Source organism: Streptomyces sp. NPDC002623 (genome assembly GCF_053592635.1).
On record NZ_JBSFWB010000016.1, the window covers coordinates 183,407 to 195,216 of the forward strand.

The window sequence follows — 11,810 nt, forward strand, 5'->3', positions numbered from 1 at the left end:
GATCCTCGCCTGCGCTACACGTACCCGCGTCCGGGCACCGACCGCACCGCGGCGGCGACCGCGTCCGCGAGCACCTCGATCTCCCCTGCCGTCAACGTCGACACGGTGATCCGGATCCCGGGCGGAGCCTGGACCCGGAACCGCGCCCCCGGCGCGACCGCCCATCCCGCGTGCAGCAGGCCGGCGACCGCCCCCGTCTCGTCCGGCACGGGGACCCAGACGTTCATCCCGCTGCGCCCGTACGCCGCCACCCCCCGTCCGGCGAGCGCCGCGATCAACGCGTCCCGCCGGCTGCCGTACGCCGCCGCCACCGCCCGCGTGTCCACCGCGCCGTCGGCCCACAGCCGCAGCACCGCCCGCTGGGTGATCCGGCTGACCCAGCCGGGCCCGAGCCGCTGCCGGCCGCGGACCCGGTCGAGGGTGACGTCGTCCCCGGTGAGCACGGCGAACCGCAGGTCGGGCCCGTACGCCTTGGCGGCCGAGCGCACGAAGGCCCAGTGCCGGGTGACGCCGGCGAGGGGGTGCAGGGGGAGGTCGACGATCCGATGACCGTGGTCGTCCTCGACGAGCAGCGCCTGCGGGTGTTCCCGCAGGACGGCGCGCAGGGCACGCGCGCGTGAGGCGGTCACCGCCGCGCCGGTCGGGTTCTGCGCCCGGTCGGTGACGATCAGGGCGCTCGCCCCGGCCGCCAGGGCACGGCGGACGTCCTCGGGCAGCGGTCCGTCGTCGTCGAGGCCGACCGGAACCGGGCGCAGTCCGAGGGCCGGCACGAGGTCGAGCAGGGAGCCCCAGCCGGGATCCTCGACGGCGACCGTGTCGCCCGGCCGCAGATGTGCGGCGAGGACGCGTTCGATCGCGTCCAGCGAGCCGGAGGCGACGGCCACGGGCCCGGCCGGCACGCCGTCCGCGTCCAGGTCGGCCCGGGCCAGGCGCGCCAGCTCGGGTTCGACCGGAGCGTGTCCGTACAGGACCGGCTCCCGGTCGCCCTGCGCGGCGGCCCACGCGAACGCCGGCCCCAACGGTGGCAGCAGGGCCGTGTCCGGGTTGCCGGCGGCCGCGTCCCGCACCCCCGCCGGCACCTCGACGCGGATGAACTCGCGCCCGGTCGTGGCGGGCTTCGACCGCACCCGGCTGCCCCGGCGGCCGTCGGTCTCGATCACCCCCCGTTCGCGCAGGGTGCGATAGGCGGCCGCGACGGTGTTCGGGTTCACCCCCAGCGTCTGGGCCAACTCCCGCATGGGCGGCAGCAGTTGCCCGGGCCGCAGCTCACCGGCGCTCACCGCCGCCTCCACGCTCGCGGAAATGTCTGCTGCGCGCCGACCTTCGATCGGATACTCTCCTAGCACAAAGACCATTATGCACTAGAGCAATGGAGAGCGCCATGCAGGGGACCCAGGAGCCGACGACACGGGCCGCCGCCTACACCCCGACCGACCGCACGATCCCCACCCGTGCCGCGCAGCGGGCGTCCTACGACAAGGATCTGGTGCACGCGATACTCGACGAGGGCTATGTCTGCCACCTCGGCTTCGTCCGCGACGGCGCGCCCGTCGTGCTGCCGACGCTGTACGCCCGGGTCGGCGAGACGCTCTATGTGCACGGCTCGACGGGCTCGCGTCCGCTGCGGATGACGGGGCAGGCGGACCCGGGGCTCCCGGTGTGCCTGACGGTGACGCATGTCGACGGCCTGGTCCTGGCCCGCTCCGCCTTCCACCACTCGATGAACTACCGCTCGGCCGTGGTGCACGGCGTCGCGTACGACGTGACCGACCCGCAGGAGAAGCGCACCGCGCTCGACGCCCTCGTCGACCACGTCGTCCCGGGCCGGTCCGCCGACTCACGTCCCGCCGACAAGAAGGAACTGGCGGCCACCGCGGTGATCCGTCTCGACCTGAACGAGGTCTCGGCCAAGACCCGCACGGGCGGGGTGAACGACGAGCCGGAGGACCTCGCCCTCCCCCACTGGGCCGGCGTCCTCCCGCTGCGCAAGGGCTACGGCACCCCTCTCCCGGAGGCCGACCTCACCCCCGGCACGGCACTCCCGGACTACCTCTCGGCGTTGTGACGCCCAGCGCGAAAGGAACCGCACGAGAAGATCCTCGAGATCGTGCAGTCGGCGCTGCCATGCACCGCCCGGTGCGACGGCCGACACGGCCGCACCGTCCCCGGACGGGCTCGACGCCGTCCGACAGCAAGCCGTCGCCAGGGCGAACGGCGGCGGCACGCCCCTCGTGGGACGGGCGCGCCGTACCGCCCCGCGGCGCGTAGCGCGCGGCACTCGCGGCACTCGGGTATCGGCTGAGGACTCGCCTCGGGCCGCCGGGGCAGAGGCACAAACGTCGGGTCGGACGGCCGTTTCGCGGACCGGGCGTCGGGTCAGACGGCCGTTTCGCGGACCGTCGGCTCCCTTTCGGGGCTGCCGGCGGCCACCGGCTCCGGGGAGCCCTTCGCGGGTGCGGAGGACTGCGCGATGAACGCGCCGAGGAGCACCACCGCCCCGCCCACGATCTGCGGGGCCGAGAGATGCTCGCCCAGGAGCACCCACGCCAGGACGGTCGCGATGACCGCCTCCAGACACGCCACCACTCCGGCGACCTGCGGGGAGAGCCGGCGCACGGAGACCACGCCGGTGACGTAGGCGACGACCGTCGCGATCAGCACGATCCAGGCGAGCAGCAGCCAGGCGGGCACCTCGGTGCCGTTCATGCCGGCGGTGTGCGCGAGCACGGACCAGTCCATGCCCCACGGACGGGCGACGACGGTCAGCACCAGGGCGCCCACGAGGAGACCGTAGGAGATCACGCCCAGCGGGTCGGGGGCGTCGTCGCCCAAGCCGCTGCCCTGGTCGGACAGGACGAAGTAGCCGACCTGGCAGCAGGCCGCCGCGAGCGCGAGCAGCAGTCCGACGGCGTCGAAGCTCAGCCCCGACCAGATCTCCACGACACAGGCCAGTCCGCCCACCGCGAGGACCACGCCGAGCGCGGCGGCACGCGTCACGGGCCTGCGCTGCACGAACCGCACCCAGCCCAGCACGAGTGCGGGCGCGAGGTACTCGACGAGCAGTGCGACGCCGACCGGGATGCGGGATATGGAGGCGAAGTAGAAGGCCTGCACGCCGGCCACGCCGAGCAGACCGAACCCGGCGAGCAGTGCGGGGCGGGTGCGCAGCAGCGCGCGATGGCGCCAGGCGAGCGGCAGCATCACCAGGGCCGCGCCGGTCACCCGCAGCCACACCACATGCAGCGGGTCCAGGCCCGCCTCGATCAACGGCTTGGCCGCGACCCCGGATCCGCCGAAGGCGATGGCCGACCCGACCGCCAGACCGAGCCCGATGCCCTTTCCGCGGTTGCCCTGACTGCTCACAGACGTATGCACCGGCACATGATGACAGGCGACGACATGAGCGTCATCCCCGTTGACACCTGTCTCATCGGCTGGACGGCGCCGGACCGGCACAGCGCGGCCGCTCAGCGGTCGAGGCCACCGTCCTCGATCAAGCCGTCCTCGATCAGGCCGTCCCCGATCAGACCGTCCTCGATCCGGGCACGCAGTTCGTACACGTCGACTCCGGCCCGGGTGAGCACCTCGACGGCCCGCGCCTGCGGGTCCTCGACGATCGCCACGAGCAGATCGACGCCACGGGCCGGCGCGCCGTCACGCAGCACGGCCCGCACGCACGCGCGCTCGAGCGCGATCGCGGCCAGCGGCGAGAACCCCTCGACGACGGTCACGACGGGCAGGGCGCCGGAGTCCTCGACACCGCTCTGCCAGCGCAGGCCGTAGCCGATGCTGCGTTGGACGAGGTAGCCGAGCAGCCGGGCGAGCTGGGGTCCGCCGTCGAAGGCGGCGCGGACCTGGGAGTCGTGCTCCAGGAGCGAGTGCAGCACGTGGGCGGTGTCGATCTGGCGGTCCCCGTCTCTGACCGCCCGGCGGCGGGCGGCGGCGAGCGCCGCCGCGGGCTCGGCACCGAGCCTGGGATCGTCGTACATACCGTGCGCCGCCTGGTCGCGCAGCGACTGCCGGGGAATACCTGGTTGCACATCCCCTACCCCATCAGTCCCGACCGGGTCCGGTCATCCCCGGCGGGAAGCATCTTGGCGTCCCACGCAGAGCGGACCAGGGGCACCGCAATCTCCTCCTCACGGATGAGATCAGACCTTTTCCCGCCCGGAGGCGCGCGCCGCCTTGCGCTGCGCCCCCTCACGCCGACGGCACGACTGACGGTTCATCAGTATTGAATGTTGGCGGCCTTGGGGCTACTTTCCGCGACGACGCAGCCGAGTCGCCCGACACGAAGAGCCCGACACGAAGAGGTGGTCGCATGGCCGAGATCAGCGCCGAGGCACGCATCCAGGCACCGGCCGAGCAGGTGTGGGCCCAGCTCACCGACTGGCCGAAGTACGGGGAGTGGAACGCCACCCACACCAGCTTCCCCAAGGGCGGCCCCGAGACCCTCGAACTGGGCGCGACCTTCCAGGAGAACATGAAGCTCATGGGCTTCCCGGCGGAGGTCGAGTGGACCGTGGCGGAACTGGAGCCGGCCCGGGTGCTCGCCATCCGCGGGAAGGGTCCGATGGCGGTGGCCGTGGCCACCCGCTACACCCTGACCCCCGACGGCGACGCCACGACGGTCCGTATCGACGGCGAGTTCACGGGCGCGGCCGTGTCGCTGATGGCGGGCAAGCTCAAGGACTCGGGGACGGCGGCCCTGAACGAGTCGCTGCGCAAGCTGGGCGCACTGGTGGTCTGAAACAAGGCAGCCGAGACAAGGCAGAGGCACGCGCGCGTGAAGGCGCCCCGCGGACGAATCCACGGGGCGCCTTCCTCGTCGCACAGCCGCGCGGCTGCACGGCCGTACGGCTGCTGCCTCAGTCCTCGTCGGCGAGGATCAGGTACAGCTTCTTGCGGGCGTCGTTGATGACCGCGAGCGCCTTCTCGCGCTGCTCCTTGCTGCCGGTCTTCCAGACCTGCCCGAAGGCCTCCATCAGACCGAAGCCGGCCTGGCGGATCTCGGTGAGAGCCTCCCAGTCGACCCCGCGCGTGGCCTCTTCCCAGGGGGCCTCGGGCCCCTCTTCGGCCGCCGTGCGGCCCTCGTCGGTGAGCGCGAACAGCTTCTTGCCGCCGTCGCTCTCACTGCTGATCAGGCCCTCGTCCTCCAGGAGCTGGAGGGTCGGGTACACCGAGCCCGGGCTGGGCTTCCATGCCCCGCCGCTGCGTTCGGCGATCTCCTGGATCATCTCGTAGCCGTGCATCGGCCGGTCCTTGAGCAGGGCCAGGATCGAGGCCCGTACATCACCTCGCCGCGCCCTCCCCCTGGGGCCGCCGCGCCCTCGCCCGCCCCAGGGGCCGGGACCGAAGCCGGGGCCCCCGAAGCCGGGACCGAAGCCCGGGCCACCGGGGCCGCCCGGACCGAAGGGCCCGAAGGCCGCACGCCGTCCGTCGAAGCCGCCGCGGCCGCCGCGCCGGGGGCCGTCCTGTCCATGTCCACGCTCGAATCCGTGGGTACGCATCGCAAACCACTCCTTCATTCCATCGTTGATCTGTCGCGATGCGTCAACGATATATCGGAACAGTTCGCTTGGCAAGAGCCTCGCGTTTTAGGGTGCGGACATGACATCGCACACCGCTTCGGACGCCGCTTCGGGCGCCTACCTCTCCGAACTGTTCTCGTTGGACGGCAGGGTCGCCGTGGTGACCGGCGGCAGTTCCGGCATCGGCCGGGCCATCGCCGGGGCGCTGGCGCGGGCCGGCGCGAGCACGGTGATCGTGGCCCGCAAGGAGGCCGAACTGGCCGCCACGGTCGAGGAGCTGGCGGCGGACGGCTGCCGGGCGGGCCGGGTGAGCGCCGACCTGAGCACCCGGGACGGGGTACGCGCGGCGGCCGAGCAGGCGGTCGAGGTGTTCGGCGAGCCCGACATCCTCGTCAACTGCGCCGGGATCAACCTGCGGCCCCCGATGGAGGAGCTCGACGAGGACGTCTGGGACGCCACGATGGCGCTGAACCTGGACGCGCCCTACCTGCTGGGCCGGCGGTTCGGGCCCGGCATGGCCGAGCGGGGCTTCGGGCGGATCATCCACATCACCTCGCAGCAGGCGCACCGGGCGTTCGTGCGGAGCGGCGCCTACGGGGTCTCCAAGGGGGCGCTGGAGTCGCTGGCCCGCTCACAGGCGGAGGCGTGGTCGCCGTACGGGGTCACCTGCAACACGCTGGTGCCCGGCTTCGTGATGACCCCGCTCAACGCGCGGCTGTCGTCCGACCCCGAGAAGGTGGCGGCGCTGGCCGCGCGCACGATGGTCGGGCGCAACGGCCTGGCCGAGGACTTCGCCGGAGCGGCGGTGTTCCTGGCGAGCCGCGCCTCCGGCTACGTCACCGGCCAGGCGCTCTTCGTCGACGGCGGGTTCTCCGTCCACTGAGCCGGGCCCGAGCGGGCGGTGGCGAGGTCGCCGCGGTCTACGCCGCCTGCGGGACGAACTCGACGATGTCGTCCGCGCCGGGCTGGACCACGCCGTAGGTGCCCTCGGGGACCTTGTTCCACGCGCCGGGCAGATCACCCAGGGGCTCGGAGACGATGAGGCGGGTCTCGTCGGAGACCTCGCGCAGGAACTCCAGGTCGGGGTGGAGCGCCCGGAGCGTCTCCACACGGGTGCTGTAGAACAGCGAGCGGGAGGCTCCCTGGCTGGAGTAGCGGAAGGCCCACAGCCGTCGTCCGTCGGTCACCGCGATGGTCATCTGGAGCGGGAACTCCACGCCGTGCTCGTGGCCCACGCGCTCCACCAGGCCCGCCATCCGGGCGACGGCGCCCGGCGGGTCCTCCTCCAGGCCCAGGGTGAGCGCCAGGAAGAACATCATCTCGGAGTCCGTCGATCCCTGGATGTGGGGGAAGAGCGCGGGGTCGACGGCGAGGGCGAGGTCCCGGTGGATCAGGTGGAAGTCGGCGATCGCACCGTTGTGCATCCACATCCAGCGGCCGTGCCGGAACGGGTGGGAGTTGGTCTGCTGCACCGCCGTGCCGGTCGAGGCCCGGATGTGGGCGAAGAACAGCGGTGAGCGGACATGACCGGCGATCTCCCGCAGATTGCGGTTGCTCCAGGCCGGGCCGATCTCCCGGACGATCGCGGGGCTCCCGTCCTCCGCGTCGGCCGCGTCGGCGGCGTACCAGCCGATGCCGAAGCCGTCGCCGTTCGTCGTCTCGACGCCCATCCGGGAGTGCAGGCTCTGGTCGATCAGTGAGTGGGCCGGCCGGTAGAGAATCGTTTCGAGCATGATCGGAGTGCCCGAGTAGGCAAGCCATCGGCACATCGTCTAACGCCTTCCTGGAGACACCGGGCGGACCGGGAGGCCCGGGAGATCCGGGCGGACCGGGCCGGTCATGCCGCGGACCTGTTCGGCTTCACCACGCACAGCGCCCAGATGACGAACGCGGAGAACGCGATCAGCACGACGGACCAGACCGGGTAGTACGGCAGGGAGAGGAAGTTGGCGATGATGATCAGCCCGGCGACGGCCACGCCCGCGACCCGCGCCCACATCGCCCCCTGGAACAGGCCCAGGCTGACGATCACGGCGACCACGCCCAGGGCGAGGTGGATCCAGCCCCAGCCGGTGAGATCGAACGCGAAGACGTAGTTGCGGGTCGTCACGAAGACGTCGTCCTCGGCGATCCCCATGATGCCGCGGAAGATGTCGAGCACTCCGGAGAGCATGAGCGTGACGGCGGCGAAGATCATCAGACCCTGGGCCCACTGTTGCTTGGCCGTGTGCCGCCCGGCCGACGGCGTGGTGTGTGACGCGGTCATCCCGTTGCCTCGATTCGGTGTCGTCGTTCGTCGTTCGTCGTTCGTCGTTCGTCGTTCGTCGTTCGTCGTTCGTCGTTCGTCGTTCGTCGTTCGACGAGTGCACGGACTTGCGGCACTCAGCGGCCGGAGCCGCTCAGGACCAGCTTCTTGGCCTTGGTGAACTCCTCGTCCGTGATGTCGCCACGGGCGCGGATCTCGGAGAGTCGGGCGAGTTCGTCGACGCTGCTGGGACTGGTGTCGGCGCCCTTGGCGGTCTCGCGGACGTAGCTGTCGAAGGCCTGCTGCTGATCACGCGCCTGCTTGATCTCCCGGCGCCCCATGCCCTTGCCCCGCGCGATCACGTAGACGAACACGCCCAGGAAGGGCAGGACGATGCAGAACACCAGCCAGCCGGCCTTGGCCCAGCCGCTGAGTTCGTCGTCACGGAAGATGTCGACGATGCAGCGGAACAGCAGGACGAACCACATGATCCACAGGAAGAACACCAGCATGGTCCAGAAGGCGCTCGCCAGCGGATAGTCGTACGCGAGGTACGTGTCCCCATTCATCTGTCTCCTCCGTCCCGGGCTTCCGCCCGAAAACCCGAAGTGCGTGCCGTTCCCACCCTGCACAGGGCGCGAGCCCGGTGGCCTCACCCCAGACGGGTGAGGCCGCTCAGCCGGTCCCGACAGGGGCGCTCGGCCGGCTCGGCCGCGCCCTCCGGCGGAGCGCGGCGCGCCAGGCGAGGGCGACCGCCGCCTCCACCAGACCGAGCAGGACGAGCCACAGGCCGAGCAGCCGGGTCAGCGCCAGGGCCGACTCGGTCGGCAGGGCGAGCACCACGATCCCCGCGACGACGGCGAGCACCGCGGCGCCGAGGACGACTCCCCGGTGCGGCAGGTCCTTGGCGGCCAGCGCCGTGTAGAGCGTGAGGATGCCGGACACCAGCCACAGGACGCCGACGATCAGCGACAACGCGGCGATGGTCTGCAGCGGGTGCCGCAGCGACAGCACCCCGGCCACCACGTACAGCACGGCCAGCAGGAGCCCGGTGACCCGCTCGCCGTGGTCCTCCCCGGCGAAGGACGCGACGAACCGGAACACCCCGGTGACCAGCAGGTACAGGCCGATGAGGACCGCGAGGACGTGCAGGGTCCCGTCCGGCCAGACCAGGATCAGGATGCCCGGCACGAGCATGGCGAGAGCCGAACCGAGGATCCACAGCCAGGAGCGCCCGAGCACGGCCAGGGCCTCGGCCGGATCGACGCCGACGGGCCCGGTGTGCGGTGCGGGACCGGACGACACACTCATGGCTCCTCCTCGCGCACGACTCCACGTCACACCGGTGGCCGGCGTCACTCCGGGAGTTGGCGCATCTCCAGGACCCGCAGGCCCAGGGACTGGCAGCGGGCCAGCAGCCCGTACAGGTGCGCCTCGTCGACGACGTGTCCGAACAGCACGGTCTGCCCGGACATGACCACATACTCCAGCTCCGGGAAGGCCCTGGTCAGCGCCTCCGACAGATGTCCGTCGACGCGGATCTCGTAGCGCATGTGCTGCTCCCCCGGGATGGCCTGGGACGGCGGACCGCGCTCTGTCCCACGATCGTGCGCCCGCGGCGGGCGTCCGGCCTCACCCCGCAGAGGTGATGTCCGCCCACGCCGCGGAGGGGCGCGGGGAACTGCGCGACCAGCCACGACGGCGCCGCGGCAAACGACGGCACATCGCGGCACCTCCAGCGGAGCGCTCAGTGCGTCACGAAGAGCTTGAACGCGATGATCAGCAGGCCGAGCACGAGGTTCACCGCGGCGGTCAGGTACACCAGGTGCCACGAGGCTCCGGCGCGCCGTGCCGCGGCCGCGGACCAGCCCACCTGGCCCGCGACGGCGACCGTGAGGGCGAGCCAGAGAGTGCCCTCCAGATCGAGGCCGAGCAGCGGGCTGACGGCCACGGCGAGGGCCGGCGGCACCGCGGCGTTGACGATCGGCCACTCCTCCCGGCACACCCGCAGCACGACCCGACGGCCCAGGCCCTGCTGTGCCAGCCGCGCCCCGAACAGCTGGGCGTGCACATGCGCGACCCAGAACACGACGCCGGTGAGCAACAGCAGCAGCATGAGCTCCAGGCGCGGGAACGAGTCCAGGGAGCCGGCGCCGACGACCACCGAGGCGGCCAGCATGGATCCGTAGACGCCGCCGGTGTAGTCGGTCTCGGCCCGGCGCTCGGCGACGTCCGCCCGGACCGCCGAGCCGTGTCCCGTCCCCGCCATCGTGACCTCCCTCGACGAGTCGGACGAGCCTCAAGAACCGGCAGAACCGCAAGAACCGGCAGAACCGGAAGAGCTGGAAGAGCCGGACGGCTCAGCCGCGCGATCCCGGCGCGCCGGCCGGCGCACCGGTCTCGGGCCGCCTCGGGCGTTCGGCCTTCCGGGACGGCAGATGCGAGGTGACCAGGAAACTGGCCAGAGTGATCCCGCCGGCGGCGAGGATCGCCGCCTTCAGACCGTCGAGCTGCGCCGAGGCGTACGAGTCCACGAGGGCGTCGACCTCGGCGGGCGGCAGACCGGCGTCCTCGGCCGCCGTGCGCACCTGTTCGGTCGGGACGAAGCTGATCCCGGCCTCGAGAGCCACGCCGGTCTGCTGACGGGTCTCCTCCGACAGCCGGGGGTCGTCCGCCACCTGGGTGGTGAAGGCCTGGGCCAGCGCGCCCACGAGCAGCGATCCGATGAGCGCGGTGCCCAGCGCGGAGCCCAGGTTCTGGGCCGTGAACTGCAGCCCGCCGACCTCGCTGCGCTCGTCCTCGCCCACGCTGGACTGGACGACGTTGCCCAGCTGCGAGGCGAGCAGGCCCATGCCCACCCCGAGCAGGGCCATCGCTCCGGCGAACTGCGCGTCGTCGATCTCGGGGTCGATCGTGGCCAGCAACCACACGACGGCCCCGACCAGGGTCGCCAGGGCGATCCGCACGACCCGGCGCGGCCCGGCCACCCGGCCCAGCCGGGCGGCGCCCATGGAGGCGGCCAGCATGGTGATCGACACCGGGAGCAGTCGCAGGCCCGTCTCGAAGGCGTCGAAGCCCTGCACGACCTGGAGGTACAGCGGGATGGTGAAGAACAGCCCCAGCAGGATGAGGTTCTGGCTGAGCAGGCACATCAGGCCGGATCGCAGCGCGGGCCGGTGCAGCAGCGCCAGATGCACCAGGGGTTCGGCGCGCCGGGCCTCGCGACGCCGCTCCCAGTGCACGAAGACGGCCAGCACGGCCACTCCGGCGCCGATGACGAACAGCGTGGGCGCGAACCCGAAGACGGTGAAGGGCGGGTTGCGGGGCTGCACCCAGCCCCAGGTCCCGCTCTGCAGCACCCCGAGCACGCCGAGCGCCAGCCCGGCCGCCGAGAGCGCGGCGCCCACGCCGTCGAGGTGGTGTCGCTGACCGGTCCGCGGGGACTCCGGGATCACCCGGCGGAAGCACAGCACGATCAGGACCACCACGACCTCGCCGGCGAAGACGAGCCGCCAGGTCAGGTACGTCGTGACCCAGCCGCCCAGCAGCGGGCCGACCGCGATGCCCGCGCCGGCCAGGCCTCCGATGACGCCGTAGGCGACGGCCCGGTCCCGCCCGCGGTAGGACTCGGCGACCAGCGCCGCCATGGCCGGCAGGACCATCGCGGCGCCCAGTCCCTCGATGACCGACCAGCCGAGCGCGAGGACCCAGAGGGTGGGCGCGGCGGCGGTGAGGGCCGATCCCGTGGCGTAGACGACGAGGCCGAGCAGGAAGAGCCGACGGCGTCCGAAGATGTCCCCGAACCGGCCGCCGATGATCATGAAGGCCGCCATGACCAGGGCGTACAGCGTGATGACCGCCTGGATGGCGGTCACCTCGGTGTCGAAGTCCTCGACCAGTTGGCTGATCGAGACATTCATGACGGACGTGTCCAGCACCATCAGGAACTGGGCGGTACCCAGGACGATCAGAGCCCGCCAGCGGGTCACGGTGTCCACCTCTCCATGGCAGCGGAGAAATCCGGTCGCCGCCTC

14 protein-coding genes are annotated in these 11,810 nt (G+C 72.1%); 3 read left to right on the forward strand and 11 right to left on the reverse strand.

The window, feature by feature from the left end:
• Positions 1-14 precede the first annotated feature (14 nt).
• Positions 15-1,346 carry an aminotransferase class I/II-fold pyridoxal phosphate-dependent enzyme gene (locus ACWD4O_RS27930; protein WP_451283873.1) on the reverse strand — a complete coding sequence of 444 codons (1,332 nt, stop codon included), beginning with the start codon at positions 1,344-1,346 and terminating at the stop codon, positions 15-17.
• A gap of 35 nt (positions 1,347-1,381) precedes the next feature.
• On the opposite strand from ACWD4O_RS27930, the gene ACWD4O_RS27935 reads away from it, so the two are divergent.
• On the forward strand, positions 1,382-2,065 hold the full coding sequence (locus ACWD4O_RS27935; protein WP_451283875.1) for a pyridoxamine 5'-phosphate oxidase family protein: 684 nt from the start codon (positions 1,382-1,384) through the stop codon (positions 2,063-2,065).
• A 311-nt stretch (positions 2,066-2,376) separates the two neighbouring features.
• Here the strand turns inward: ACWD4O_RS27935 and ACWD4O_RS27940 are convergent, their stop codons facing one another.
• Both ACWD4O_RS27940 and ACWD4O_RS27945 read right to left on the reverse strand, forming a co-directional pair.
• On the reverse strand, positions 2,377-3,381 hold the full coding sequence (locus ACWD4O_RS27940) for an EamA family transporter (RefSeq protein ID WP_451283877.1): 1,005 nt from the start codon (positions 3,379-3,381) through the stop codon (positions 2,377-2,379).
• 86 nt (positions 3,382-3,467) lie between these two features.
• Complete coding sequence (locus ACWD4O_RS27945; protein WP_451283879.1) at positions 3,468-4,040, reverse strand: Clp protease N-terminal domain-containing protein; 573 nt, start codon at positions 4,038-4,040, stop codon at positions 3,468-3,470.
• 281 nt (positions 4,041-4,321) lie between these two features.
• Between ACWD4O_RS27945 and ACWD4O_RS27950 the strand changes: the two genes are divergently transcribed.
• Positions 4,322-4,750 (forward strand): type II toxin-antitoxin system Rv0910 family toxin, encoded by a 429-nt coding sequence (locus tag ACWD4O_RS27950; RefSeq protein WP_451283881.1) that lies wholly within the window; start codon positions 4,322-4,324, stop codon positions 4,748-4,750.
• A gap of 118 nt (positions 4,751-4,868) precedes the next feature.
• On the opposite strand, the gene ACWD4O_RS27955 is transcribed toward ACWD4O_RS27950, so the two are convergent.
• The gene (locus ACWD4O_RS27955) at positions 4,869-5,510 is read right to left on the reverse strand and encodes a PadR family transcriptional regulator (protein ID WP_351916250.1); all 642 of its coding nucleotides are present in this window, start codon (positions 5,508-5,510) and stop codon (positions 4,869-4,871) included.
• A 100-nt stretch (positions 5,511-5,610) separates the two neighbouring features.
• On the opposite strand from ACWD4O_RS27955, the gene ACWD4O_RS27960 reads away from it, so the two are divergent.
• Positions 5,611-6,414 (forward strand): SDR family NAD(P)-dependent oxidoreductase, encoded by an 804-nt coding sequence (locus ACWD4O_RS27960; RefSeq protein ID WP_451283884.1) that lies wholly within the window; start codon positions 5,611-5,613, stop codon positions 6,412-6,414.
• A gap of 37 nt (positions 6,415-6,451) precedes the next feature.
• Here the strand turns inward: ACWD4O_RS27960 and ACWD4O_RS27965 are convergent, their stop codons facing one another.
• From ACWD4O_RS27965 to ACWD4O_RS27995, 7 genes are all read right to left on the reverse strand, one after another.
• Positions 6,452-7,300, reverse strand: a complete 849-nt coding sequence (locus ACWD4O_RS27965) for a class II glutamine amidotransferase (RefSeq protein ID WP_451283886.1) — start codon at positions 7,298-7,300, stop codon at positions 6,452-6,454.
• 68 nt (positions 7,301-7,368) lie between these two features.
• Entirely contained in the window at positions 7,369-7,797 is a 429-nt protein-coding gene (locus ACWD4O_RS27970) for a DUF7144 family membrane protein (protein WP_351916244.1), read from the reverse strand.
• 116 nt (positions 7,798-7,913) lie between these two features.
• Positions 7,914-8,345, reverse strand: a complete 432-nt coding sequence (locus tag ACWD4O_RS27975) for an SHOCT domain-containing protein (protein ID WP_451283888.1) — start codon at positions 8,343-8,345, stop codon at positions 7,914-7,916.
• Between the two features lie 106 nt (positions 8,346-8,451).
• Complete coding sequence (locus ACWD4O_RS27980) at positions 8,452-9,087, reverse strand: HdeD family acid-resistance protein (RefSeq protein WP_451283890.1); 636 nt, start codon at positions 9,085-9,087, stop codon at positions 8,452-8,454.
• 44 nt (positions 9,088-9,131) lie between these two features.
• A complete protein-coding gene (locus ACWD4O_RS27985) occupies positions 9,132-9,329 on the reverse strand; it encodes a hypothetical protein (protein WP_351916238.1) in 198 nt (65 codons plus the stop codon).
• Between the two features lie 194 nt (positions 9,330-9,523).
• A complete protein-coding gene (locus ACWD4O_RS27990; RefSeq protein ID WP_451283892.1) occupies positions 9,524-10,045 on the reverse strand; it encodes a hypothetical protein in 522 nt (173 codons plus the stop codon).
• A gap of 91 nt (positions 10,046-10,136) precedes the next feature.
• Positions 10,137-11,765: an MFS transporter gene (locus tag ACWD4O_RS27995; protein WP_451283958.1), complete on the reverse strand. Its 1,629-nt coding sequence runs from the start codon at positions 11,763-11,765 to the stop codon at positions 10,137-10,139.
• Positions 11,766-11,810: the final 45 nt, after the last annotated feature.

Coding starts and splice junctions, on each gene's coding strand:
- ACWD4O_RS27935 (WP_451283875.1), top strand. CDS start 1,382: ATGCAGGGGACCCAGGAGCCGACGACACGGGCCGCCGCCTACACCCCG.
- ACWD4O_RS27950 (WP_451283881.1), top strand. CDS start 4,322: ATGGCCGAGATCAGCGCCGAGGCACGCATCCAGGCACCGGCCGAGCAG.
- ACWD4O_RS27955 (WP_351916250.1), bottom strand. CDS start 5,510: ATGCGTACCCACGGATTCGAGCGTGGACATGGACAGGACGGCCCCCGG.
- ACWD4O_RS27960 (WP_451283884.1), top strand. CDS start 5,611: ATGACATCGCACACCGCTTCGGACGCCGCTTCGGGCGCCTACCTCTCC.
- ACWD4O_RS27965 (WP_451283886.1), bottom strand. CDS start 7,300: ATGTGCCGATGGCTTGCCTACTCGGGCACTCCGATCATGCTCGAAACG.
- ACWD4O_RS27970 (WP_351916244.1), bottom strand. CDS start 7,797: ATGACCGCGTCACACACCACGCCGTCGGCCGGGCGGCACACGGCCAAG.
- ACWD4O_RS27975 (WP_451283888.1), bottom strand. CDS start 8,345: ATGAATGGGGACACGTACCTCGCGTACGACTATCCGCTGGCGAGCGCC.
- ACWD4O_RS27980 (WP_451283890.1), bottom strand. CDS start 9,087: ATGAGTGTGTCGTCCGGTCCCGCACCGCACACCGGGCCCGTCGGCGTC.
- ACWD4O_RS27985 (WP_351916238.1), bottom strand. CDS start 9,329: ATGCGCTACGAGATCCGCGTCGACGGACATCTGTCGGAGGCGCTGACC.
- ACWD4O_RS27990 (WP_451283892.1), bottom strand. CDS start 10,045: ATGGCGGGGACGGGACACGGCTCGGCGGTCCGGGCGGACGTCGCCGAG.